Source organism: Paraburkholderia sp. GAS38, from assembly GCF_050434965.1.
Taxonomy (GTDB): Bacteria; Pseudomonadota; Gammaproteobacteria; order Burkholderiales; family Burkholderiaceae; genus Paraburkholderia; species Paraburkholderia phenazinium_A.
This window is the reverse complement of record NZ_JBNDJO010000004.1, coordinates 421,269-444,079: the sequence shown is the minus strand read 5'-3', so window position 1 is coordinate 444,079 and position 22,811 is coordinate 421,269. Positions and strand designations below refer to the sequence as shown.

Below are 22,811 nucleotides of genomic sequence, written 5' to 3'. Positions count from 1 at the left end.
CGTTCCGTACGGTAGCTTCCACGCAATCTTTCCCCCGGATTTACCGCTGAACCGTCGCTATAAGGTGCTGGAGAAGGCGACGTCGTCCATCTGCGACCTGCAGCTTGCGGATTATGGCGCGCTTCTCAGTACCGACTCCGGTCTGCCGGGACCGGACTTCTATGCGCGCTTCAAGCGCATGCATGCCGAGCGCTATTACGCGGTGCTCGGTGCGGACCGCTTCCGCAAGCTCAGACTCGTCGAAAAGCAGCGCTTCGCGCTCGAGGCGCGCGAAGCGGTGTATCGGCATGCCCGTGCCGTCAACGCAGCGTCGTCCGCGGACGCACCTGCAGACGCACCAGGGCCGGCCGAGGCCGGCGTGGCAGGCTTCTCAGCGCGCCCGGTTTGCAGCGCCGTGCTGGGCGTCGTGCTGGTGGCGGGTGGATTGCTCGGCTCACCGGGCGCCGAGGCTCAGGAGTTTTCGCTATTCGGCGGAGGGTCGAGGGCAGCCAACACCAACACCTACAGTTGGGCTTTCAACTATCAGGAAGGACTCGGACAGTACTTCGCGGGCAGCTTCTCGTGGCTGAACGAAGGACACATTCCCGACCACCATCGCGACGGCCAATTGCTGCAGCTATGGGGGCGCATTCCGGTCGGTAATCCTAAGTTTATCCTGCAGGCGGGTATCGGTCCTTATCGCTACTTCGACACGACCACGGCCGACCAGGGCGGAAGCTACTCCGATACCCACGGCTGGGGCGTGGTCTACAGCGTGCGTGCTGCGTATTACGCGTCGAACCGCTGGATTACCCAATTGCAACTGAATCGCGTGCACGTGCAGCGCGGACCGGATGCGACCAGCGTGATATTCGGCGTGGGCTATCAGCTCGATGCGCCGGACACGCCTGGGCCGCGTGACTGGGCGGCCAGCAGTGCGACAAAGGTGACGAACAACGAAGTGGCCGTGTATCTGGGCAAAACCATCGTCAATTCCACGAGCTCGCCGTCGGCGCTGGGCGGCGCCGTCGAATACCGGCGTGGCCTTGCAAAGTATCTCGACGTGACGCTCGGTTATCTGCACGAAGGCAGCAGCAAGGTGGCGCGCCGGGACGGCATCACCAGCCAGCTATGGGCCACCCGTGCGTTTCTCAACGACAAGGTGACGCTCGCGGTGGGCGCCGGGGCGTACTACGCGATCAATGAAAACGAGAACAGCGAATCGCCGGGGCCAGGGGCCGGCAAAGTCTCCGGTCTCGTCACGATTGCAGGTTCATACCGGTTGACCCAGCACTGGGATGCGCGGCTCGAATGGAACCGGGTGGTGACGCGCTACGACCGCGATACCGATGTGATCTTTGCAGGGGCGGGCTACCGGTTCTGAGAGCGCGATATCAAGGAGGTCCCCATGACCACCACAAGTCGCGGCATCGCCGCGCTGTGCCTGGCGACATGCTGCATGTGTACGGCGAATGCGTATGAAGATGCCGGTGCGGTCGCGGAGCGGATTCAGTCGGCCGGGCGTGGCGCGCACCTTGGGCACGAGCTGTGCGGTTATACGTCCGCGCAGGTCGCGCAGTACAAGGAGAGACTGCGGCGCTCGCTGTCGGGGCCGGCCGGCTTCGATACGGAATGGGACTATGGCTGGAAACGGGCCGAGCCGATGCTGCTGCAGTATCAGTCGCTGCGCACGGGCGATCCGCAGGACTACGAAGCGCGCGTTCGCCGCGTCTGCGCAACGCTGCGAGGCCTTGCGAAGCGCCTGCCCACGCCCGCTAGCCAGGCCGTTCCGCCGTCGCAATAGACGCGTGACCGGTTGCGTTGGCGGATATCGTGCCGAGCGCTTCGAGGTCGACCGTAATGCGCAGCGCGAGACGCCGGGCGTCCTGCTGGCGGGCGCGTTGCAGCGCTTCGTCGAGCAGCGGCCGGACAGCGTGCGTGGACTCGCCGTTGGCGAGCTGCACCATGGCCGACAGGCGCAGCAGTTCCGGCACATACCAGAGCTCGCCGGTGCGCTCGCTGCGCGTCACCGCGCCGAGCAGCGTGGCCGCCAGCGACGCCGTGAGTTCCGGCTCGTCCTGCAAGGCAATGCGCGGCAGCAGCGTGGCAATGAAGGCGACGTCGAGCAGGTAGATGTGTTCGCGGCCGATCCGCTTGAGCGCGTTGCCGATCACGCGCTTTGCGGCCTGCTGATCGCCGCGGCGGGCGTCGAGCCAGAGCCGGAAATCGAGCCCGGCGCGCAACCAGCGCCGCACGCCGGCCACGCGGGCGCGAGTGACGAGCGCGGCGGCACACGATTCGGCCAGCGCGATATCGTCGTCGAGCGCGGCGAGCGCGCAGGCAAGGCCGAGCGCGATGCAGCACGCCACTGGTTCGCTTTCGTCAATGGGGTCGCGAAACGTACTCCGCAACGGCGCCGCCACATTGGGCTCGCCGGCGAGCCACTGGGTGACGGCCAGCACGGCGCGCGCAACCAGATGCAGCGAGAGGCCATAGCCCGTCGCCATTGCATTGGCTTCGTGGCAGGCGTCGTCGTCGAACGTGTCGTCGGTTGCATCGTCGCTTAGACTGGCTACCGGCGACAGCAGGCGAATCGCTTCCTCGTACTCGCCCGCATAGGCCCTCATGACCCCTTCGATACGCCGCGCGTTGATGCTGACCGCCGGCCACCGCGTGGCCGCGGCGATTTCGCCGAACGCCTGGCTTAGCTCGCGGCAGCGCAGCACTTCGCCGGCTTCGAGCGCGCCCATCGCCAGGCTGAACAGCGCGCGCAAGCGGTACGGCGTGTCGGCGCAAATATTCGCCAGTTCATAGGTACGCTGCCAGCTCGCGACGATCTCCCCCGAAGCGCTGCGCTGTAGCGTCAGGGCACGCGCCAGTACCGCGCGCAGGCGCATCTCGTCGCGGATGCGCCGCATCGAGCCGCTATCCACGCGGGCCAGCGCAGCGCGTGCCCAGCCGACGTATTCGTCGACGAGCGACAGCGTGGTCCACACGGGCGCAGTGTTGTCGAGCAGATCCGCGCACAGTTCGGCCTTGTCGGCCGAGACCGCCCATTCGAGGGCGGCGCGCAAGGCGTCGATGTCGTGGCGGCTGTGCAGCGCGCCGCTCGTGAGACCGGCGCCGAAGCGGCGCGCCATGTCGCGCGCCACGAAATGCGCGTGATGGGCGGCCGCATCGGTGCTTTCGCGGGTCCGCTCGAGCGCGTCCAGCGCAAAGCGGCGCACCGCCTGCGGCAGGCGCAGGCGCAGCGCGCCGTCGCAATCCACTTCGTTGATGAGGCCCGCGTCCACCAGCGAGCGCAACTGGATTTCGAGCGCGCCGGCTTCGGGCGGTCCCGATTCGTAGTCGGGATCGAACGCGCCCAGCACGGCGAGCGCGGCTTCCTGGGCAAACGCGTTGGCGAACACGCCGAGGCGGCGCAAGGTGGTGCGGGTGGGCGCGTCGAGCGCCGCATACGAGAGATCGAGCATGGCCTGGACCATCATCGCGCGCGGCAGCACGATGCGGCGTGCGCCGGTGCGGCGGGTCATCACCGCGTCGAGTTCCGCGGCAAAGGTGGCGAGCGCGGTCTCGACCGGCGCACCCGCACGCACCTGGGCGGCGACCGTCGCGGCGGCGAGTTCCACCGCGTAGGGCACACCGTCGATGCGCCGGCACAGCAGCGATGCGGCGGCGAGCGCGTCCGGCGCGAGCTGTTGCGGGTCGAGCGACGCCGCGCCGCCGCCGGCGGTTTTCAGACCATGTGCGAGCCGCATGAGCAGCAACTGCAGCGCGTCGTAGTCGAGCATCGACGCGGCATGCGGTGCGCCGTTGAGCGGCTCGGGCGGTACACGTAAAGGTGCGACCGCCACCGTCGACTCGCCCGCGATAAAGAGCGGCGTCTCGCAGGTGGCGATCACATGCAGTCCACGCGTGGCGGCGACGAGGGCTTCGATCGTCGCGCCCGCGGCTTCGCTCAGAGGGTCGCAATGATCGACGATCAGCAGCATGCGCCGGGCGCCGATCAGCGCGGCGAGGCGGGCCGGTTCCGCGAGTCCTTCCGCTTCGGCGGGGCGCGCGTTCGGCTCCTGACCGACCGCCGCGGCAATCGCATTGATCACCCGGTCGGGCTGTGCCAGCGACGCCAGTGCCGCGCACACCGCGCCGTCCGGGAAGTGCGAGGCGAGCCGGCTGGCGGCCTCGGTGGCAAGCCGCGTTTTGCCGATGCCGGAGGCGCCGGTCAGCGTGACGATGCGGCGTGTGGGCACAAGCGCGAGCAACTCGGACAGCTCTGCATGACGACCGACGAACGGCGACGGGTCGATCGAATGCGAGCGCAGCGAGGCGACGGCACTGGTTGGCACCGGTGCCGTCGGGACCGACGCGGCGAGTTCGCTGCCGGGCCGCGCGCCGCGCAGAAAGGTGGAGCGCACCGTGCCGAACGGCGGCGCCGATGCGAGGCTGACCGCCGGCCCGAACGCGGCGGCAGCAGGCAAGCCGGCGGTGGCGCCGCCCGGAGCGCCGGCGGGCATGAACGAGGTGGCGAGCGATGCCGCGATGCTGCCGGCCCCTACGGTACCCGGTTCGAGTCCGGTATCCGGCGATTCGACGAGGCGTATCTCGCCGGCGAAGCGGTAGCCGCGCCCGGGTACGGTGACGATCAGATCGCGCTCGTCGTTGAGCGCGCGGCGGATCGCCGAGATCTGCGCCTGCACCGTATTCGCGTCGATATGCGTGCCGGGCCAGACGATCTCGCGCAGCTCCGCCGTCGACAGCACGCGGCCGCGCGCATCGAGCAAGGCGGCCAGTACGGCGAACGGGCGCGTGCCCAACTCGATCACGGCGCCGTCGGCGATCAGAAGGCCGACCTCGCGCGCGAGCCAGAAGCGCGAAAAAGCGATCATCTGTCCCGTTAGCCGCGGTAACGACATCAAGGGATCTCCGGCGTTGTTTGTTGTGTGGTCGGTCAGCCGGCGAGGGTGGCCGCCGGGGAAGCATCGTGACGCGCCGCGCTGCGGCTTTCGTCAGACCTTTGCATTATCGCCTGAGAGTTGAACAATTGCTTGAATCTGGAACACTTCTTCATCTATCGGGACAGCAGGGCGTTTGCTGCGGTGCGGGGTTTATGCGTTTTCGAGGCTCCATTGAAGTGTCGTGCGCAACCAGGCGACGCCCTCGTTGGGCGGCTCGGGCAAGGTGGGCACCGGGCGCGTGCGGGCGTACAGGTAGCTGTTGTCGGCCAGCAGGCCGCGGTTGGGGCGCGGTTCGTGATTCATCAGGAGTGCTTCCTGAACGAAGCCGAGCCGCCCCATGCTGCTGTGCGCGGCGCCGTCGACGGCGCAGCATGCGAACAGCCGGTAGACGCCCGGCTGTTCGATCAGCCAGTCGAGCAGATCCTGCAGCGCGAGCACGCCCGCGCGCCGCCGCCGCGCGCCGCCGAGCCGGCTGATGACGACGCCCACCTCGATACGCGGCAACGCCGGTTTCAGTTCGATCAGCGCGGTGAGGCGGCCGGTCTCCTTGCACTCGAGCGCATAGCGGATCAGCGTGCCGTCCTGCCAGCCGCGCAGCGCTTCGTCGATAAATGCAGCGGTTTGTTCGACGTTGCGATGGCGGGGCACCGGCAAATCGCGCATCGTGCCGATGTCGCCGAGCATCTCGTCGAAGAGGGCGGGCGCATCGGCCGGCGCGAGTGGGCGCAACACCAGATACGGCGTTTCCATTCTGTCGAGCGGGACGAAGCGCATGATTCAGGTCCGGTTAACGAGGCTGCCCCGTAGTGTGCCGCGATGCCGTGTCCGCCGGATGGCGCTTTGCGAAACGGCGAGCGGGGGTGCGAAGCGGACGCGCGAAGCGGGGCCTTCGACGTGTGGCTTCGTTCCGGATGACGCGGTTTCGCGCCGCGCCAGGCGTGTGCGGATGCGCCGCAGTATGGTCGGACGGGATGCGTGTCGTATTGTCCTCGCGCGCGGCCGGTTGCACTTCGGTCATACGCGGTCCAACCAGGAGCCTGCACCATGACGAGATCTCCGTCGATCGGCGGTCACAGCGGCGTTGCGCCGCTTGCGGATGTTGCCACGCCGTCTTCCGCACCGGTGGGGGGCGGCAAAACCGCCGAGGCCGGCGCGCAGGCCGGCCCGCAAGGCGGCGCCGTTCTGAATGGCCTGAACGCGCTGAAGAGCGGCGGTGCGGCTCCGGGTGGCGGCGCGCGGGCGTCGTTCGCGGCGAAGCCCTCGACCGCCGAGCGCGGCGGCACGCCCTATACGCCCGGTGGTCCCGGCGCGAAAGTGAGCGTGGGCGGGCGTATCGGCAACCTGCTGCATGACGCGTCGGCGCGGCTCAACACGGCGGGCGGTGGACGTCTCGGCGGCTTGCTGCAGGATGCCTCGGCGTTGACGGGGGGCGTCGGCGGCCTGGCGCAGGCGGGTGCCGGACTTGTGTCGGCTGGCATGAGCGTGGTCGGTTCGATCATGCAAGTCGAGGAAGCGGAGGCCAGCGAGATTGCCAAGATCGCGGAGCAGGGCGCACAGAATGTCGAAAACGCCGCCAAGGGCGGTTGAGCGTTCAACCGCGGTTAGGCGCTCAAGCTCTCAAGCTCTAATCAAGCCCTCAGCCAGAAGAACTCGCCGGACGCGACCCCTTCGAACATTTCGTCGCTCGATTCCACGATGTTTTGCCGCCAGTAGCGGCCGTGTTCGGCGTAGTGCGCGAGCAGATCGGCGAGCGCCTCGCCGTTGAGCTCGTCCGCGAACGGCAGGCGCAGGACCAGCACGACGCCGCCAGTGTCGGTGTCGAGTCCCAGTTGCGCCTGATCCTGCGCATAGATCAGCAGATTGGCTTCGAGCATCAGGCGGAACACGACGAGCGTGCGCCCGGCCGTCACCGTGCCGAAGTGGAAATTCGCGTACATCGCGTCGATGTCGCGCTCGAAGTAATCGAGCCGCACGTCGAAGCCTTCGACTTCGATCGAACGCGTGCGCAGCACGTGGTCGGCGTCGCCGAGACCGACGGTCGCGCACAGATCGACAATCAGGTTGGTATAGCGCTCACTGCTCATGCCTCGACCTCAATAACGCAGTGACAGGCAGCCGATGCGTGCACGGGACACGCACCGGCCGCGACGGCGGCGCGCCACCGTGCGCAAGCGCGCGGCGACGGCCGGCCGGGCTAAGGCCGCTTAGCTGCCTTGCGCGGCGCTCTTGACGTTGCTGGCACCGCTCTTCGCGATGTCGGATACCGATGCATACATGCTCTGCTCGACTTGCATCTGAGCCGACATCTCGGTCATCTGATCCATCTCGCTGGTGAGACCTTGCATCATCGAGCCTGCGCTTCCTACGGACATGAGAACCTCCAGTGGGTGTGGAACGAAAGGAGTGGCCTACATCGAGACCTGCTGCTGCGCCGGCTGCTTTGATGGCATACCGGCGCGGCTAGCGCGTTGACCGGGCGAGGCACGAACGGTCGGTGCCCCGCGCCGGCAGGGCGCGGCGTCAAGCCAGCGCGGCGCCCTGTTTTTCCTGAAGCCGCGCGAGCACGCGCGACGCGGCCAGAAAGCCGCGATACAGCTTCGCGAGATTGTTGCGGTCGAGGTCGTTGGCGCCCTGCGTTTCGCTGATCTGCTGCGCCGTCTTGTCGAGCGCATGGCGGATTGCTTCGATGCGCGGGGCGCCCGCGGGGTCGGCCAGGGTCTTCGGCAAATCGTTGAAGTCGCTGCCGTAAGGTTCGAGTTGCTCGTACATGTCGATCTCCTGAGTTGAGGATGGCGCGCTGGAAGGTTCGGTCAAAGGCTCGCCGGGTTGCCTGCGTCAGCCGGCGGGACCGCGCTGCCGCTGGGGCGGCGGTGCGGCGGCCGGCAAGGTGGCGGGGTCGGGCAGCGGCACGCCGGCGTCGGCGCTGCGGCTGATGGTGTCGTTGTCGACGGGGCTGGTTGTGCTGGCGGCGTGCGTCACGCCGGTGGCGGCAGCGCTGCCGTTGGCATTCGCGCTGCCGCTCGGGGTGGCGTTCGGGCCGGTCGCGCTGGTGGCGGTGATGGCATTGGCCGCCTCGCTATCCGAGGCGCCGGCGGGCGGATCGACCGCGTAGATATGTTTGACCCCGTCAGGCGTTTCGGCGTATTTGACGTCGTCCGAGGAAATCATTTCGGAGTACGACGCTTCATTGGGTGCATCCACGGTGCCGGCGCTTTCGGACGCCTGCACCACGATGCCCTTGACATTGCCATCCAGGTCGGCCCGCACGCGCGCCAATGCGGCGTCGAGATCGGTGCGGCTGCCGACCTTGCCGGTCACGGCAAAGGTGCCGTCGCCCTGATATTCGACGTGCGCGCCCGCAATCCCCAGCGAGTCCTCGATACTGCGCGCGTCGTTTTGCGCGACGTCGTAGTTGCGCGAGATGCCGTTCTCCGAAATGCGGTCGAGCAGGGTCCGCACGGCCTGGTCGTCGGCGGGCGTCGCCACCATGCCCGTCACCACCACGGTGTTGCCGAGCGCATGCGCGTGCAGGCCGCTCACATGGGCAGCAGCGAGCGCTTCGCCGACCCGTTGCGCGCGGTCGTCGGCATTGTGCGGCAGGGCCGCACGGCTCATCTGCGTGGTGGTCAGGAGCGACACGGCGACAATCACCGCCCCGAGCGCGAAGCAGGCTGCGACCGCGCCCACATAGCGGTGGCGCTTCTTGCGCTCGGCCGCGAAACGGGCCTCGGCGGGGCGGGTGAGGAGCGTCGACAGCAGGTCGAGGTCGGAGGGCCATGCCGCATCGTCGGCGCCGACGCACAGGATCGTGTCGTCGAACTGCATGGGCACGAAATCGACCAGCAACACCACTTCTTCCTGAGCGGCCGGACTGCGAGGCGCGCCGGATGCCTGCTGTGCACGTTCTGCGTGTTGAGTCTCCTGCGCGGTGCCGTGGCCCGGCGCGAGGCGCTGCGCGCTCACCACGCCGCTCGCATCGACATGCAGCAGCGTATCCGCACCGCGCCAGTCGGCGAGGCGGATGTCGGCATCGTCGTCCGCGCCGATGCGGTGCGTCCCCGGCGTGAGCTGCAATTGCGCTCCCGCGTGGACGCCCGTCAGTATCCGCAGCAGTTTCATCGTGCTCGCACAGGGTGATGGGAAGGGTTCCGGACTCGCCGGCTCGATCGTCCCTAATGTAGGCGTTTGAAAGCAGGCGTTCGCGCAGGGATGCGAAGGCGGCGCGTGCGATGCGAAGCCGCGCGGTTCCCCCGCAGCACGGCATGGCGCGCCATTCGAGCTAGTGTTCTACGGATTTGCCCCCATCTATCGGTCCCGGATCGCATCGTCGCGGCTACCATGCACGTTTGCGCGCCGCTTGCGGTGCGTCTCCATCACTGGGTTTTCTTGCGCATGAGTCTGCTACTTCGTTTGTTGTGTCTGGTTTTGACCAGTCCCCGCCGCAGCCGGCTGCACGTGCTCGATACCTGCGTCACGCCGTTTCGCGTCTGGTTGAACGACCTCGACGTGTTGTTGCATATGAACAACGGCCGTTACCTGACGATCCTCGATCTGGCGCGCGTCGATCTGATGATGCGCAGCGGCCTGTGGAAGCACCTGAAGGCACAACGCTGGTATCCCGTCGTCACGCTGGAAACGATCCGCTTTCACCGCTCGCTTGAGCTCGGCAATCGTTATAACGTCGAAACCCGTGTTATCGGATGGGACGAAAAGCACATCTTCATCGAACAAGGTTTCGTGCGCGGCGAGACGCAAGTCGCGTTGGCTGTGGTCCGCGCCCGCTTTCTGAAGCGAAGTGGCGGCGTTGTGACGACCGCCGAGTTGATCGGGCTGGCCGGAATCGAGCAGCCGTCGCCAGCGTTGCCCGAATGGGTCGCACGCTGGAGCGAGGCGGAAGGCGGTATGGCGTTTCCGTCGTCGTCTTCTTCGGATAGAGAGAAGGAGACTGTCGTAGAGCAGTAAGTGCGGGGCCGCTGGCCGGCGCATGGCACTGTCATGCGCCGGCCGCGATTTCTTCAGGCCGTCGCAGCAGTTTGCGGCACCGTCAGAAGACGCTCCACGGCCTCGCCATTGTCGCGGAAAAGATGCACGTGACGCAGCGCGAAGCCGGCATCCACCGCTTGCCCGTCGGTTGTGGTCGACTCTCCTGAGCCCTTCACCTGAATCACGGCGCCGCCTTCGAGGCTCACGTGCAGCAAGGTCTCGCCGCCGAGATGCTCGACCACCATCACCGTGCCCGATAGCGTCCCCTGCATGTCGTTCACCACCGTTTCGGACAGATGCTCCGGGCGAATGCCGAGGGTCAGCGCGTCGCCCGCCGTCACGCCCGCTGCGCTGAACGGCAACGTAATCGGAGCGCCGCCAGGCAAGCCGATGGTCAGGCCTTCCGCGTCGGCGCGCTGCACCTTCACGGGCAGAAAATTCATCTTTGGCGAACCGATGAATCCCGCCACGAAACGGTTCATGGGTGTCCGGTATAACTCGAGCGGCGAGCCGATCTGCTCGACCTTGCCGTTGTTCAACACGACGATGCGATCCGCCATGGTCATGGCTTCCGTCTGATCGTGCGTGACGTAGATCATGGTTGCATTAAGCTGCTTGTGCAGCTTGATCAACTCGAGCCGCATCTGCACACGCAATGCGGCGTCGAGATTGGACAGGGGTTCGTCGAACAGAAACACCTTGGGTTCGCGCACGATGGAACGCCCGATTGCAACGCGCTGGCGTTGCCCGCCGGATAGCGCCCGGGGTTTGCGCTCGAGCAGTTGCTCGATCTGCAGGATCTGCGCTGCACGCTGCACGCGCTCCTTGATCTGCGCTTCAGGCAGCTTGATCATTCGCAGTCCGAATGCAATGTTCTCGTAGACCGACATATGCGGATACAGCGCATAAGACTGGAATACCATCGCCACGCCGCGTTGCGACGGTTCGAGTTCGGTGACGTCTTCGTCGCCGATCAGGACTTGCCCTGAATCGCTGCGTTCCAGTCCGGCAATGGTGCGAAGCAGCGTGGATTTGCCGCAGCCCGACGGGCCGACGAACACCATGAATTCACGATCGGTCACCGAGATGTCGACGCTCTTCAACACCTCCGTTCCGGCAAACGTCTTGCGGATCTGCTGCAACTGAACTGCACTCATGCTTGTCTCCAGCTGAGGCTCGTGCCTTCGCTCGACGCGAGCCAGGTAACGGGTTTTGTGCGCAACTTCGCCTTGCAACGCAGCATGCACCCTTTATCGAATTTGTTCTTGACAACCAGTTCGGGTCCAAATATACAATTGTAATTGCCGAATTACAAGTGAAACGAAGCTGGTCGGTGCGGGTGAAATACGAAGCAGGGGTGTGCAAGGAGCCGGCAGCCGGTCGGGTCCGTCTGCACGCTTGAACGGCTCAGCCGGCCGCGTCCGCTGTGAGCCCCTTTAAGAAGAAATGCTTAGGAGACAGGCATGAAGAAGCACTACGCGCAGGCCGCGGCGTTCGCGCTGCTGGGCGTCACCGCATCATTCCTTTCGGTGTCCAATGCGTCCGCCTGGACGCTCAAGGAGGCCGCCGCGCCGTATTCGGGCACCACCATCAGCGCCATCTTTCTCGACCGGCCAGGCTACAAGGCTGCGTCGGCGCTCATCCCGCAGTTCGAGAAAGAGACCGGCATCAAGGTGCACACGGAAGTGGTCCCCTACGAGAACACCCGTGAAAAGGAGGTACTCAACTTCGTAGGCGGCGGCGCCCAGGACATCGTGCTGGTAGACGTGGTGTGGATTGGCGAGTTTGCGAGCAACAAGTGGCTCGTTCCCATCAAGACCTTTACCGACAACCCGAAACTGGCCGACCCCAATCTCAATCTGGGGGACTTTTTCCCGATCCTGCTCGATTCGTTCGGCACGTGGGACAAGACTACCTACGGTCTGCCGTTCGATAACTACTCGGGCCTGATGTTCTACAACAAGTGCATGTTGAAGGACGCAGGTTTCGACCAGCCGCCGAAGACCTGGGACGAGTTGCTCAACGTCTACGCACCGAAGCTCACCAAGCCCGACAAGAACCAGTTCGCGTTCGCGCTGCAGTCGCGCCGTGGCGAAACGCAATCGGCTGACAGCTTCATGCGCATGCTGTGGCCCAACGGCGGCTCCTTGCTCGATGCGAAGTTCAAGTCGAACCTGATGTCGCCGCAATCGCAGGCCGGGCTCGAATATCGGCAGAAGCTGATGAAGTACATGCCGCCGGGCATCGTCGATTACGACCACGCCGAGGCCGTGAATGCGCTGGCGCAGGGGCAGGTCGCGATGATCACCGAGTGGTCCGCGTTCTATCCGACGCTGACCGATCCGAGCAAGTCGAAGATCGGCAACTGTCTCGCCATCTCCACCGAACCGAAGGGTCCCGCCGGACTCAAGCCCGCGCTGGGTGGTTTCTCGCTGGCGGTGAATGCCAAGTCGGACGCGAAGAAGCAGGCGGCGTCGTGGCTCTTTATTCAGTGGATCACCTCGCAAGCCATGGCAAAGCCGTATCTGGAGGCAGGTGGCGTGAGCGGGCGCATGTCGGTCTACAAGGACCCGGCGATTCAGAGCAAGTATCCGTTCGTGAAGCCGATGGTGGAGTCGTGGCAGGGCGGTGTGCCCGACTATCGGCCGCGTTTCCCGGAATGGCCGGCAGTGTCTGAAGTGATCGGCGAGTGGGGTAGCAAGATCATGCTCGGTCAGGTCTCCGTGAAGGACGGTGCGCAGACCATCGGCACCAAGACGGAAGAAATCCTGCAGAAAGCGGGCTATTACGATGGCAAGAAACCTTTGCTGAAGTAAACCCGCGTGGGCGAGGCAGCCTGTGTGCTGCCTCGCTCGTTGAAGTTGAAGTCGAAGTTGGAGTTGACGTCGAAGTTGAAGTAAGCCCCCCCGCGGAGACGATTCATGCTGAACACCACGGTACCACCGGCGAGCGGCGCAATGCGCCCGCGGCGGCCCAAGCGCTCTCGCTTCGTGCCGCGCTCGCCCGCGTTCTGGTTCCTGTTTCCCGCTGTCGCGGCGCTGGCGATCATCGGCATCTACCCGTTGCTGCTCGCGCTTTATAACTCGTTCCATCTGTACAAGCTCGCGGACGTCGCAGCGGGTACGCCGTTTGTCGGCTTCGACAACTACATCGCCACGCTGTCCGATCCGTCGTTCTGGGGGGCGCTCGGTCGTACCGTGTGCTTCCTCTGCCTGACCTTGCCGATTGAAATTGCGTTGGGGCTGTTTGCCGCCTTGATGTTGCATCGTACGGCGCTGCCTTGGCTGCGTGTCGCGGCGCGCGTCGGTCTCGTGATTCCGATGGCGACCACCTACGCCGTGGTCGGCTTGATCGGACGCCTGATCTTCAACCGCCAGTTCGGTGTGGTCAACTATCTGCTGGGCCTGTTCGGCATTCCGCCGCTCGACTGGCTCGCCGACCCCACGCTCGCGTTCGTGTCCGTGATGATCATGGACATCTGGCAATGGACGCCGTTCTGCGCGCTGATCCTGCTCGCGGGTCTGGCGATGGTGCCGAAGGAAGCGGAAGAAGCCGCTCGGCTCGAAACGCCGAAGTGGAGCAAGATTCTCTGGCATCTGCAGCGTCCCTACCTGCTGCCGGGGCTTACCGCGATCCTGATTCTGCGTTCGGCCGACATGCTCAAGATGTTCGACGCCGTATTCACCATGACACGCGGCGGACCCGGCACGGCGACCGAGTTCATCAGCATCTACATCCAGCGCATCGCGTTCCGCCTGTTCGATCAGGGCATGGCGTCGGCCCAGGCGGTCTTGCTGCTGATCCTGACCATTGTGCTGTCGCGGCTCTATATTCGTTTTGTCTATCGGGAGGCCGTGTGAGCACGACAACGGACACCAGCATGCAAGCTTTGCCGCTATCGCCGCGCGCTCGCCGCGCGAAGAACGCGCGGCGCCGCGCGACGGTGTGGCATGCGATCGGCTTGCTGATCGTATTTCTTTCTTCGGTGTTTCCGTTCTACTGGATGGTGACGACGAGCCTGAAGAGCCAGGCCGACGCGCTCGCCATGCCGCCGGTCTGGTTCTTCACACCGACGCTCGCGCACTACACCGACGCGCTGTTCCAGCACGACGTGGCGCAAAGCCTGTTGAACTCACTGATCGTGGCAAGTAGCACGACGTTTCTGGCGATCCTGCTCGGCACACCGGCAGCCTATGCGCTCGCGCGTTTCGAGTTTCGCGGCAAGGAAGACCTGTGGTTCTGGTTCATCTCAAACCGCATGGTCAGCCCCGTCGTGCTGGCCGTGCCGTTCTTCCTGATCGCAACGAAGCTCGACATCGTGGATACGCATACCGTGCTGATCCTGCTGTACCTGACGTTTTCGCTGCCCATTGTCGTCTGGATCTGCACCGATCAGTTCCGCAACATTCCGGTCGAACTCGACGAGGCCGCGCGTCTGGACGGCGCCTCCGCGTGGCGTGTGTTCTGGCGCATCAACCTGCCGCTGGCGATGCCGGGAATCGTTGTGTCCGCAATCTTTGCATTTATCTTTTCGTGGAACGACCTGCTGTACGCGCTGGTGCTGACCCGCACCGACGCCATTACGTCACCGGTCGCCGCAACCAGTTACATGAGCGGCTATGAGTTACCCTGGGGCGAAATCATGGCCACCGGCACGCTGATTGTGTTGCCGATGGTGGTGTTCGCGCTGGCTGTCTCGGGCCGGCTGGTCCAGGGGCTCACGATGGGCGCAGTGAAATGAAAGGTGGAGCACGGGGTGGTGAACTACTATCGGGTTGTGCACATTCAAACCCATCATACATATGAATAAATCCATGCCATCCGCTGCCACGTCGCTTGCCGAATCCTCGGTCGACACCGAAGAGGAGTTGCAGGCGCGCGTCGCATGGCATTACTACATAGGCAATCTGACGCAACAGGAAATCGCGCAGCTGATCGGCAGCAATCGGGTGCGGGTCAACCGGCTGCTCGCCGCGAGTCGCGAATCGGGGATGGTGCAGATCACCATCAATAGCCGTCTCACGCCCTGTGTCGCATTGGAAGAGACACTGGTCAAACGTTTTGGGCTCGAGGCCGCGGTTGTGGTGCCGTCGGGCGCGGACACGGACGCCAACATGGCCGCGATCGGCATTGGCGCGGCAAATTACCTGGCAGGACAGATCGAAACGGGACAGACCATCGGACTCGGTTGGGGGCGTACGATCCGCGCCGTGCTGCGCGCCTTGCCGCAACGATCGTATGGCTCGCTTTCGGCGGTGTCGTTGCAAGGCGGCCTCTCGCATTGCCCGAGCATCAACACGTTCGACATTGTGTCCGACTTTGCCAACCTGTGTCAGGCGGACGGTTTCCTGTTTCCCGCACCGATCTATGTGAGCAGTCAGGCGGTGCGCGACGTCCTGCTGCAGGAAGACGCCGTGCGCGAGACCTATGAGCGGGCGCGTCAATCGGACCTGGTTCTGCTGACCTGCGGCGACCTGACCGAGTCGCTGGTGGTGACTTATGGCATCAACGATCCGGAACAGGTGAAAGCATTGCAGAAGGCGGGGGCGGTAGGCGACATGCTCGGTCACTTCATGGACGCGGACGGCGAGGCGATCGACCATCCCCTGAATCGCCGCACGGTTGCGATTTCGCTCGAAGATCTGCGCACGATTCAGCGGGTGATTCTGGTGAGCGGCGGCGCCAAAAAGTTTGCAGTGACGCGAGCGGCATTGCGCGGACGTTATCCGTCGGTACTCGTGACCGACGAAGACACCGCTCGCCGTCTCTGCGAAGAACCTTGATGAAACGATGATCCCTGGAGTGGAATCGCGACGACTCGAACTTCTCTAACGGTGTAAGCCTTGCAGCATACGGCGGTTTTCAGGCCGACCGATTTCATTCCGTTTATCCCCTAGCAGAGGGCTTCAATCATGGAAGCACTGGTTCTCGAAGAAGCGCGCCGTATCAGCTTGCGCCCGTTCACCTTGCCGCAGGTGGTGGGTGCGCGCGACGTGCGCATTCGCATCAACACGGTCGGTATTTGCGGCAGCGACATTCATTATTATCAGCATGGCCGCATTGGGCCGTTCGTCGTCAATGAGCCGATGGTGCTCGGACACGAAGCGGCCGGCACGGTGATCCAGGTCGGCGAGGAAGTGACGCACCTGAAGGTGGGCGATCGTGTCTGCATGGAGCCGGGCGTACCGGACATGGCGTCGCGGGCGTCGCGCGAGGGCATGTATAACCTGGACCCGAGCGTGCGCTTCTGGGCGACGCCGCCGGTGCACGGATGCCTCACGCCGTTCGTCGTGCATCCCGCTGCGTTCACTTTCAAGCTGCCGGACAACGTCAGCTTCGCGGAGGGCGCGATTGTCGAGCCTTTGGCGATCGGCATGCAGGCCGCAACGAAGGCGAAGATAAAACCGGGGGACGTAGCCGTCATTCTGGGCGCGGGGACGATTGGCATGATGTGCGCGCTTGCGGCGCTCGCCGGTGGGTGCAGCCGCGCGATCGTTTGTGACATGGTGCCGGAGAAGCTTGAACTGATCGGCAACGTGCAGGGCGTGACGGCGGTCAATATCCGTGATCGGAAACCGAAGGAGGTGGTTGCCGAGCTGACGGAAGGGTGGGGCGCGAACGTTGTCTTCGAAGCCAGTGGCAACGAAAAAGCATTCGAGGGCATCGTCGATCTGCTGTGTCCGGGTGGCTGCCTCGTGCTGGTGGGCATGCCGCAACACGCGGTGCCGATCGATATTGTTGCGGTTCAGATCAAGGAAGTGCGGATCGAGTCGGTGTTCCGCTATGCCAACATGTTCCCGCGTGCGATCCAGTTGATCGCGTCGGGACGGCTCGATATCAAGCCGTTCATTTCACGCTCGTTCGCGTTCGCGGATGGGATCAAGGCTTTCGAGGAAGCGGCCAGCGGCAAGCCTACGGACGTGAAGGTGCAGATTATTATGGAGTGAGTGAGGGGCGTGCGCGTGCCGTGGGGTTCGTGTTGGAGGGCGGTTGAACACCGAGGCACGCGTCGGTGATGCGGCTTAAATTACGCAAACTGGCTAGGTCGCCTTTTTCACTCGCGCTGGCTTCGCCTTCGCCTTCGCCTTCGCCTTCGCCTTCGCCTTCGCCTTTGACTTCGCCGCGACAGCGGATGCATTCAGATCAATCGCCGCGCGGACAAGCGTCTTGAAAGCCCTCGCATCGACTTCTTCGCCTTCATGAATGTCGATCGCACGCCGTGTGTTCCCGTCGAGGCTCGAGTTGAATAGCTTCGACGGGTCCTTCAGCGAAGCGCCTTTGGCGAAAGTCAGCTTTACCACTGCTTTATACGACTCACCGGTGCAGATGATCCCATCGTGCGACCACACGGGCGTGCCCATCCATTTCCACTCTTCCACGACGTCGGGGTCCGCGTCCTTGATGAGCTCGCGCATCCGGCTCAAGGTTGCGCCGCGCCAGTCGGCGAGATCGGCGATGCGTTGATCGATCAGTTCGGATGCCGACCGATTCTCGTTCGAAGCGGACTTGTTCATGTTCTCCTCCTGAAACTTCCCGACGTTTTTTTAGATTTCGCAACGAGCCTTTCATGCTGCCCGCGCGCGGGCAACTTGCTTCGCCGCGCGCCGAAACTCAAAGCCCAAACTGCTTCGTATACTCGTCGTTCAACCGCGGCCAGCCGAATTTCATGGCTTCACCACCGACGATACGCCCGATTGGCTCGTCTGCCACGAACCGCTCGAGCACATCGAGGCAGATGTGCCAGCCGGCGGCGCCCATGGCAATGAAACCGCGATCGATGTTGTGCCACAGCGTGAGCCGCGTGCCGTCACCGAGCGGCTCAAGTTGCCAGCGCATATCGTTGTCACCCCAACGATATTCGAGCAGCTTCGGCGCCTCGGCGCGCGTGACCTGGGTAGCCGAAATCTGTGGCGCCGGCGTGCCGACCGTTGAAAGCCTCACGGGGCCAACCGAAGCGAGGCTGCGGTCGGCATCGAACGGTGCCCATTCGCGCAAGCTGGCCGGATCGGTCAACGCTTGCCACACCTTCTCCGGCGGATGGCGCAACTCGCGCGCGATCACGAGTGTCCACCTTTCGCCGGCCTTTTGGACTTCGGCGCCGGCGGCCGGGCCCGGCAGGTATTCGTCGCGCTTGCTCATCGCTTTCTTCCCTTTCGTTGCGGTACAGGATCTATCTGATCGAGGTGGCGTTCGAGAGCATCGAGGTGCACCGACCAGAACTGGCGGAACGGAGCGAGCCACGCGTCGATTTCCATCAACGGCTCCGGCCTGATCCGGTAGAGACGTCGCTGTGCATCGACGCGCGACTCCACGAATCCGGCCTCCCGAAGGACCCGAAGATGTTTCGAAACCGAGGGCTGCGAAAGGCTTAACTGCTCCTCGATATCACCCACGGACCGCTCGGCAGAGGCGAGCAGGCTCAGGATGGCGCGGCGGTTCGGCTCGGCGATGATCGCGAATGTCGATTCCATTGTTTTTATATACCTGATGAGGCATATACGTGTCAAGCGAAGGGCATGCACACGGTGCCGCTGCGCGTGCGGTTTTCACGGCTCGTGGATCACGGCTCGTCAATCTTGCGGGAGGGTAGGCGCCTGATTACGGCACGAACATAAGAAGCGATGCTTTAACGCCGGCCGCCGGGAAACGCCTGGCGGGGCGCGAGCGCGGCTTGCGGCGCGGCTCCATCCGCCGCGTTTGGCCGCGCGGCGGATCCATGCGACGAGGACATGGCCGCCGTCGCGGTTCCGTCGGCGCCGGCCGCAGTACCAGCCAAGGCCCGGCTCACCACGCCGCTACGTACCGAACCCAGCGTATCGAGCGCACGCGCTCGTTGCGATCCCGTGTACGGCATATCCGCATGCAGCCACAACAAGGGAAACAGCAGATTGAAGCGTTGCACCCGCTCAGGCGGCGGCAGCCGTGTCACGCCGGCGCCGGCAGCGCTGGAACTGCGATCGCGCAACGAGGCGAGCCCAAGCGCCGGCAGGCGGCCGAAGCGCTGTTGCGCGCCGAGCAGATCCATGGAATGTTCAAGCACGTTCGCGGCAAAGTGCATGTGCGGATTGGCGGCCAACTGATCGCGCAGATCCAGCATCGCGCCGCACCACGCGTCGCGCAGCGCCGCATTGCGCGCGGCTTCCTGGCCTGGTTGCGCGTACTGTGCGGCGATCGCGTCGAGCTGGCCGGCAGGCGGCGGCACCACGGCGCTGTCCTTGCGCACCTTCATGGCGGGCGCGGCGGACGAATCGTGCTCGTCCGCATGGTCGTCGTGCGATTGCCCACCACCACCGCGTCCGCGGCCGTCGCGGTTCACGCTATGGCTGTCGGCGTGGTGAGCGTCGGCGTCGTCGGGACCGTCGTCATCGGATCCTACGCCGCCGCCACGTTGCTTCTTGGCCGCGCGGCGCTTGCGTGCGAGTTGATCCGCCATTTTTTTTGCGCGCACCGAACTGACCGACGGGCCGCGCTGCGCGTCCTGCCCGTAAGTGAAGTTGGTCGCGCCGCGATACAACGCGGCAAATTGCGCACCGTTGCGGGCGCCCTGCGCATTGGCGCTTTTCTGCTGGGCGTCGGCGGTGTGCTGCGCATTGGCTGCAGCGGTTTCGTTGCCGTTCGAGTGGGAGACGCGGTTCATGACGATGGCCTCGCTAGGTTCCGGTGGCTCACGCGTCGCGTCACAGCGGGACCGCTGCCTGCAGGATTTCGTTGGCGAAGTGCAGGACCGCCGCGCAAGACAGCGGCGCGGCAATCACGATGGCGACCGTGACCGCAATCAGTTTGACGGCATGCGAGAGCGTCTGGTCCTGCATCGAGGTGATCGCCTGCAGGAACGACACACCAAGGCCGACCACCGCCGCGACGATCACTGGCGGCAGCGAGACGGTCAGACATAGCAGCATGCCCTCGGTGGTGTAGCGGATCAGCGAATCGATATCCATGGTGCGCGCCTCGCTATTTGTAGGTCATGACGAGGCCGTGAATCAACGTCGACCAGCCGTCCATCACGACGAACAGCAGCAGCTTGAACGGAATCGCCACGTTGGTGGGCGTGACCTGGTTCAGGCCCATCGCAAGCAGCACGTTAGCGATGATCAGATCGACCACGATAAACGCGATGTACAGCAGAAAGCCGATCTTGAACGCGTCGGTCATCTCGGTCAGCGTGAAGGCGGGCGCGAGCACGATCAGGTCGTCTTCCTTCAGTTCCGCAGCCTGCTCCTTCGGCCATACCACGCCGGCCGAGCGCAGGAAGAAGCGCTTTTCGCGCTCCTGCGTATGCTTGACGAGGAACGCACGAAACGGCTCGCGCGCGGCGCCGAATGCCTGGATCAGCGTCTGCGATGGCTGCGAGGCGAGTTGCTGGCCTTCGAGCGACTTCGCCGCCAGCATGCCGATCGGCGCCATGACGTACACCGAAACGAGGATCGCGATGCCGTTGAGCACCATGTTGGGCGGCACCTGCTGCACGCCGAGCGCATTGCGCAGCAGACCGAGCACGACGACGATCTTGGCGTACGAGGTCACCACCATGGCGACGAAGGGCAGCAGGCTGATCGCAACGACGACGAGCAGCAGCCCGGTGATATCACTGAACTGGACCATGCCTGTGCGCCATGCGAATGATGCGAATGCCAAGATGCTCGCCGACTGTCACAAGCTCGCCGTAGCCGATTGTTTGTCCGTGTGCGACGAGGCGCAGTTGCGCGTCCGCGACCGGCACCGGCAGTTCGACCACGTATCCCGGCCCCAACGCCGACAACTGGGCGAGCGGCAGGGCGACCGTGTCGATTTCGAACTGCACGGGCAGCTCGAGTTCGCCGATACGGATCGGGTCCTCGGGCTGGTCGATGGCGAGCCCGGCGTCGGCGTTCGCCGGGTCCAGCTCTTCTGACATGTTCGGCTCCTTGACGATGACGAGCGATTGCCCGTCGAGTTCCACAGCGGCGCACAGACGCGTGAGCCCAGGGGTGCCCCACGCGGCGACGGCGCGTAGCCGTGACCGGGGCAGGGAGGGGTCATCGTCCGTTGCGAACAGCGTCGCGTCGAACGACGGAAACAGGGCGCGCAGCAGCACATCGCCGGTATCGAGCGCGTTGAGCGTCTCGACGGGCAGCGGTTTCATGCCGATGACCAGGCGGCCCGGAATCACGAGGTCGGGCTGCGGCAGCGGCGCGGGAATGACGCTGGTCTCCGTGCCCGTCTGCGCATGCAGCAGCGTGTCGAGCAGGTCGTAGCAGCGCGAGTCGGCACGGATGGCCAGGTCGAAGCGTCGGGTCTCATGCATGAACGACAACGCTACAACGGGCGTTTGGGTAGGCGAATCGCGATGCAGTGCTTGCGTGGGTTCGTGACGGGACTCGCGTGGCATGCTGCGTGGCCCTTCGCTCAAACGCCGCCGCCGCACAGCTATCACGCGTGGGTCCTTGACGCCGAAGCGAAGCAGTTGCGCGAGCAACGGTTCCAGCACCACGCCAGCCACCGCATTGCGGAGTGCGACATCCGCCGAGCTGCTTGTCATCATGGGCGCCGCCGGGGCGCCTGCAGATTGCCCATTGCCTTGCGGCGGCACATCGCGTTCGGGCCACGCGGCGATGGCGAGCGCCGGATACGCCTGCAGATCCAGCGCCACTTGTAACGCCGCACTCGCTGTGCCGACCGGCAGCGCAACCGAGAGTTCGACCACGGCCGGGTCGGCGTAGGCTGAATCCACTGACTGCGCGTCCGTTACCTCAACGCGTAACGCTGTGACCGCGCACAGTGCGGCGGCGCGCATCGCAAGCCGTGTATCGCAGACACTGCGCGTGATGCGGGCGGCCGCGCGTTCGATGGCACGCGGCCGCAGCGGCGCGATGTCTTGCTCAATCGCAGACGGCCCAGACGGCCCCGGCCGGGCCGCTTGATTCGACGCTTCGCTGTGCCGCTGCAAACCGTCGTCCTGCACACGCTTTGCACTAGCGGCTGCGAGCCGTCCACCGATCGGATTCACAGCGTGACCCGTGCCAGCATCCGTCCCCTCCGGCACGCCATGCGCAGCGCGTCCCTGCGCATCGGTGCGCACGGCGTCAGCGGTCCTCGGTTCGGCTAGCGGATGGGCCATGCGTTGGGAGTCAGTCACCAGACAGTGAGTTCGATTTCGCGGGCTTCGCCCCACGCGCGCAGCATCGTGTCGAGCTCTCTCTCGAGCAAGCTGCTATGGTCCAAGAGTAATTGCCGCGCCGCCGTATCCGGTGCGTCGAACCGAAGCTGGAGCCTGAAACGCGAAAGCGACAGATACAAGGTGGTCTGCGGCAGCAGCTTCTGATCGAGCGGTAACTGCACTTCCCAGTTGCCTGCGTCGGCAATCGCACGCTCGCTGCAGAACGCGCCAATCTCGCGCGCAAGCGAACCCAGCAACTGGATGCAGCGTTGCTGCTGCTGGTAGACCGCCGACACGACCGGCATCGCCGCACCGGCGACGCGTGCGCGCAGTGCCTGACGCTCGGCGGATTCGCCGGCGTCGTCGGCTGCATGGGCGGACGTGCGGGCCGAAGCGTGGCTATTCCCGTTGTCCCATGGCGTGTCGTGATCCGCGCCGGGTTCCCGTTCGAACGGGCGGGGTGCCTGGGGTGTCCCTGTGCCTGCGTCATCCTGAGAGGGTTTGTCACCGTCAGCGCCAGCGCCAGCGCCGGCGTCGCCATCGGCTTGCGCATGCGCGCCGGCATGGGTGTTGGCGCCACTGCTCAGACGATGCGGCGCACGGCGTCGTCCCAGCAGCGACGCGTAGTCAAACTGACGTCCACGGCCGCTGCCCGCCGGTGCCGCTGTGTCATCGGACGCGTCCTCATAGCCCTCGCCTTGGCCTGGAATGATGCGGAGATGGCGTGCCTCGATATGCGTCATGGTCGCCTCGGC

24 protein-coding genes are annotated in these 22,811 nt (G+C 64.8%); 9 read left to right on the top strand and 15 right to left on the bottom strand.

Annotated elements, in window-relative coordinates; all coding sequences use genetic code 11:
- Positions 1–394: 394 nt before the first annotated feature.
- A complete protein-coding gene (locus tag P3T42_RS12405) occupies positions 395–1,363 on the top strand; it encodes a hypothetical protein (protein ID WP_429306303.1) in 969 nt (322 codons plus the stop codon).
- Positions 1,364–1,387: 24 nt separating this feature from the next.
- Positions 1,388–1,783, top strand: coding sequence for a hypothetical protein (locus tag P3T42_RS12400; RefSeq protein WP_429306200.1), 396 nt, complete (start codon positions 1,388–1,390; stop codon positions 1,781–1,783).
- Here P3T42_RS12400 and P3T42_RS12395 read toward each other — a convergent pair.
- Complete coding sequence (locus P3T42_RS12395; RefSeq protein WP_429306199.1) at positions 1,755–4,892, bottom strand: winged helix-turn-helix domain-containing protein; 3,138 nt, start codon at positions 4,890–4,892, stop codon at positions 1,755–1,757. The two genes, P3T42_RS12400 and P3T42_RS12395, sit on opposite strands and share 29 nt — an antisense overlap.
- A 192-nt stretch (positions 4,893–5,084) precedes the next feature.
- Positions 5,085–5,708 carry a GNAT family N-acetyltransferase gene (locus P3T42_RS12390; protein ID WP_429306198.1) on the bottom strand — a complete coding sequence of 208 codons (624 nt, stop codon included), beginning with the start codon at positions 5,706–5,708 and terminating at the stop codon, positions 5,085–5,087.
- Between the two features lie 270 nt (positions 5,709–5,978).
- On the opposite strand from P3T42_RS12390, the gene P3T42_RS12385 reads away from it, so the two are divergent.
- A complete protein-coding gene (locus tag P3T42_RS12385) occupies positions 5,979–6,521 on the top strand; it encodes a hypothetical protein (protein WP_429306197.1) in 543 nt (180 codons plus the stop codon).
- A gap of 41 nt (positions 6,522–6,562) precedes the next feature.
- On the opposite strand, the gene P3T42_RS12380 is transcribed toward P3T42_RS12385, so the two are convergent.
- The 4 genes from P3T42_RS12380 to P3T42_RS12365 form a co-directional block, all read right to left on the bottom strand.
- On the bottom strand, positions 6,563–7,018 hold the full coding sequence (locus P3T42_RS12380) for a CesT family type III secretion system chaperone (protein WP_074295033.1): 456 nt from the start codon (positions 7,016–7,018) through the stop codon (positions 6,563–6,565).
- Positions 7,019–7,138: 120 nt separating this feature from the next.
- Positions 7,139–7,306 carry a hypothetical protein gene (locus P3T42_RS12375; RefSeq protein WP_171991560.1) on the bottom strand — a complete coding sequence of 56 codons (168 nt, stop codon included), beginning with the start codon at positions 7,304–7,306 and terminating at the stop codon, positions 7,139–7,141.
- A 148-nt stretch (positions 7,307–7,454) separates the two neighbouring features.
- Positions 7,455–7,703 carry a type III secretion protein gene (locus P3T42_RS12370; protein ID WP_074295034.1) on the bottom strand — a complete coding sequence of 83 codons (249 nt, stop codon included), beginning with the start codon at positions 7,701–7,703 and terminating at the stop codon, positions 7,455–7,457.
- Between the two features lie 66 nt (positions 7,704–7,769).
- Positions 7,770–9,053, bottom strand: a complete 1,284-nt coding sequence (locus tag P3T42_RS12365; protein ID WP_429306196.1) for a type III secretion protein — start codon at positions 9,051–9,053, stop codon at positions 7,770–7,772.
- A gap of 273 nt (positions 9,054–9,326) precedes the next feature.
- Between P3T42_RS12365 and P3T42_RS12360 the strand changes: the two genes are divergently transcribed.
- A complete protein-coding gene (locus tag P3T42_RS12360) occupies positions 9,327–9,896 on the top strand; it encodes a thioesterase family protein (RefSeq protein ID WP_429306195.1) in 570 nt (189 codons plus the stop codon).
- Between the two features lie 53 nt (positions 9,897–9,949).
- Here the strand turns inward: P3T42_RS12360 and P3T42_RS12355 are convergent, their stop codons facing one another.
- Entirely contained in the window at positions 9,950–11,074 is a 1,125-nt protein-coding gene (locus tag P3T42_RS12355) for an ABC transporter ATP-binding protein (RefSeq protein WP_429306194.1), read from the bottom strand.
- A 306-nt stretch (positions 11,075–11,380) separates the two neighbouring features.
- Between P3T42_RS12355 and P3T42_RS12350 the strand changes: the two genes are divergently transcribed.
- From P3T42_RS12350 to P3T42_RS12330, 5 genes are all read left to right on the top strand, one after another.
- The gene (locus P3T42_RS12350) at positions 11,381–12,733 is read left to right on the top strand and encodes an ABC transporter substrate-binding protein (RefSeq protein ID WP_429306193.1); all 1,353 of its coding nucleotides are present in this window, start codon (positions 11,381–11,383) and stop codon (positions 12,731–12,733) included.
- A gap of 105 nt (positions 12,734–12,838) precedes the next feature.
- On the top strand, positions 12,839–13,777 hold the full coding sequence (locus tag P3T42_RS12345; protein WP_171991612.1) for a carbohydrate ABC transporter permease: 939 nt from the start codon (positions 12,839–12,841) through the stop codon (positions 13,775–13,777).
- Between the two features lie 20 nt (positions 13,778–13,797).
- Entirely contained in the window at positions 13,798–14,658 is an 861-nt protein-coding gene (locus P3T42_RS12340; RefSeq protein ID WP_083640449.1) for a carbohydrate ABC transporter permease, read from the top strand.
- Between the two features lie 73 nt (positions 14,659–14,731).
- Complete coding sequence (locus P3T42_RS12335; protein WP_253190029.1) at positions 14,732–15,700, top strand: sugar-binding transcriptional regulator; 969 nt, start codon at positions 14,732–14,734, stop codon at positions 15,698–15,700.
- A 129-nt stretch (positions 15,701–15,829) separates the two neighbouring features.
- Positions 15,830–16,864, top strand: coding sequence for an NAD(P)-dependent alcohol dehydrogenase (locus P3T42_RS12330; protein WP_429306192.1), 1,035 nt, complete (start codon positions 15,830–15,832; stop codon positions 16,862–16,864).
- A 93-nt stretch (positions 16,865–16,957) separates the two neighbouring features.
- Here P3T42_RS12330 and P3T42_RS12325 read toward each other — a convergent pair whose 3' ends face one another.
- The 8 genes from P3T42_RS12325 to sctP form a co-directional block, all read right to left on the bottom strand.
- On the bottom strand, positions 16,958–17,431 hold the full coding sequence (locus P3T42_RS12325; RefSeq protein WP_429306191.1) for a DUF1801 domain-containing protein: 474 nt from the start codon (positions 17,429–17,431) through the stop codon (positions 16,958–16,960).
- A gap of 97 nt (positions 17,432–17,528) precedes the next feature.
- Entirely contained in the window at positions 17,529–18,056 is a 528-nt protein-coding gene (locus tag P3T42_RS12320) for an SRPBCC family protein (RefSeq protein WP_429306190.1), read from the bottom strand.
- Positions 18,053–18,388, bottom strand: a complete 336-nt coding sequence (locus tag P3T42_RS12315; RefSeq protein ID WP_429306189.1) for an ArsR/SmtB family transcription factor — start codon at positions 18,386–18,388, stop codon at positions 18,053–18,055. Before P3T42_RS12315 ends, P3T42_RS12320 begins: the two co-directional genes overlap by 4 nt.
- A 155-nt stretch (positions 18,389–18,543) precedes the next feature.
- Positions 18,544–19,554: a hypothetical protein gene (locus P3T42_RS12310; protein WP_429306188.1), complete on the bottom strand. Its 1,011-nt coding sequence runs from the start codon at positions 19,552–19,554 to the stop codon at positions 18,544–18,546.
- 40 nt (positions 19,555–19,594) lie between these two features.
- Positions 19,595–19,858 (bottom strand): type III secretion system export apparatus subunit SctS, encoded by a 264-nt coding sequence (sctS, locus tag P3T42_RS12305; protein WP_074295048.1) that lies wholly within the window; start codon positions 19,856–19,858, stop codon positions 19,595–19,597.
- A 13-nt stretch (positions 19,859–19,871) separates the two neighbouring features.
- Entirely contained in the window at positions 19,872–20,522 is a 651-nt protein-coding gene (gene sctR / locus P3T42_RS12300) for a type III secretion system export apparatus subunit SctR (RefSeq protein WP_429306187.1), read from the bottom strand.
- On the bottom strand, positions 20,506–21,438 hold the full coding sequence (sctQ, locus tag P3T42_RS12295) for a type III secretion system cytoplasmic ring protein SctQ (protein WP_429306302.1): 933 nt from the start codon (positions 21,436–21,438) through the stop codon (positions 20,506–20,508). The genes sctR and sctQ overlap by 17 nt, the downstream gene beginning before the upstream one ends.
- A 593-nt stretch (positions 21,439–22,031) precedes the next feature.
- Positions 22,032–22,799: a type III secretion system protein SctP gene (gene sctP / locus P3T42_RS12290; protein ID WP_429306186.1), complete on the bottom strand. Its 768-nt coding sequence runs from the start codon at positions 22,797–22,799 to the stop codon at positions 22,032–22,034.
- Positions 22,800–22,811: the final 12 nt, after the last annotated feature.

Bases quoted from the DNA above. Each gene is read 5' to 3' on its own strand.
- P3T42_RS12400 (WP_429306200.1), top strand. From the start codon at position 1,388: ATGACCACCACAAGTCGCGGCATCGCCGCGCTGTGCCTGGCGACATGC.
- P3T42_RS12395 (WP_429306199.1), bottom strand. From the start codon at position 4,892: ATGTCGTTACCGCGGCTAACGGGACAGATGATCGCTTTTTCGCGCTTC.
- P3T42_RS12390 (WP_429306198.1), bottom strand. From the start codon at position 5,708: ATGCGCTTCGTCCCGCTCGACAGAATGGAAACGCCGTATCTGGTGTTG.
- P3T42_RS12385 (WP_429306197.1), top strand. From the start codon at position 5,979: ATGACGAGATCTCCGTCGATCGGCGGTCACAGCGGCGTTGCGCCGCTT.
- P3T42_RS12380 (WP_074295033.1), bottom strand. From the start codon at position 7,018: ATGAGCAGTGAGCGCTATACCAACCTGATTGTCGATCTGTGCGCGACC.
- P3T42_RS12375 (WP_171991560.1), bottom strand. From the start codon at position 7,306: ATGTCCGTAGGAAGCGCAGGCTCGATGATGCAAGGTCTCACCAGCGAG.
- P3T42_RS12370 (WP_074295034.1), bottom strand. From the start codon at position 7,703: ATGTACGAGCAACTCGAACCTTACGGCAGCGACTTCAACGATTTGCCG.
- P3T42_RS12365 (WP_429306196.1), bottom strand. From the start codon at position 9,053: ATGAAACTGCTGCGGATACTGACGGGCGTCCACGCGGGAGCGCAATTG.
- P3T42_RS12360 (WP_429306195.1), top strand. From the start codon at position 9,327: ATGAGTCTGCTACTTCGTTTGTTGTGTCTGGTTTTGACCAGTCCCCGC.
- P3T42_RS12355 (WP_429306194.1), bottom strand. From the start codon at position 11,074: ATGAGTGCAGTTCAGTTGCAGCAGATCCGCAAGACGTTTGCCGGAACG.
- P3T42_RS12350 (WP_429306193.1), top strand. From the start codon at position 11,381: ATGAAGAAGCACTACGCGCAGGCCGCGGCGTTCGCGCTGCTGGGCGTC.
- P3T42_RS12345 (WP_171991612.1), top strand. From the start codon at position 12,839: ATGCTGAACACCACGGTACCACCGGCGAGCGGCGCAATGCGCCCGCGG.
- P3T42_RS12340 (WP_083640449.1), top strand. From the start codon at position 13,798: ATGCAAGCTTTGCCGCTATCGCCGCGCGCTCGCCGCGCGAAGAACGCG.
- P3T42_RS12335 (WP_253190029.1), top strand. From the start codon at position 14,732: ATGCCATCCGCTGCCACGTCGCTTGCCGAATCCTCGGTCGACACCGAA.
- P3T42_RS12330 (WP_429306192.1), top strand. From the start codon at position 15,830: ATGGAAGCACTGGTTCTCGAAGAAGCGCGCCGTATCAGCTTGCGCCCG.
- P3T42_RS12325 (WP_429306191.1), bottom strand. From the start codon at position 17,431: ATGAACAAGTCCGCTTCGAACGAGAATCGGTCGGCATCCGAACTGATC.
- P3T42_RS12320 (WP_429306190.1), bottom strand. From the start codon at position 18,056: ATGAGCAAGCGCGACGAATACCTGCCGGGCCCGGCCGCCGGCGCCGAA.
- P3T42_RS12315 (WP_429306189.1), bottom strand. From the start codon at position 18,388: ATGGAATCGACATTCGCGATCATCGCCGAGCCGAACCGCCGCGCCATC.
- P3T42_RS12310 (WP_429306188.1), bottom strand. From the start codon at position 19,554: ATGAACCGCGTCTCCCACTCGAACGGCAACGAAACCGCTGCAGCCAAT.
- sctS (WP_074295048.1), bottom strand. From the start codon at position 19,858: ATGGATATCGATTCGCTGATCCGCTACACCACCGAGGGCATGCTGCTA.
- sctR (WP_429306187.1), bottom strand. From the start codon at position 20,522: ATGGTCCAGTTCAGTGATATCACCGGGCTGCTGCTCGTCGTCGTTGCG.
- sctQ (WP_429306302.1), bottom strand. From the start codon at position 21,438: ATGACAAGCAGCTCGGCGGATGTCGCACTCCGCAATGCGGTGGCTGGC.
- sctP (WP_429306186.1), bottom strand. From the start codon at position 22,799: ATGACGCATATCGAGGCACGCCATCTCCGCATCATTCCAGGCCAAGGC.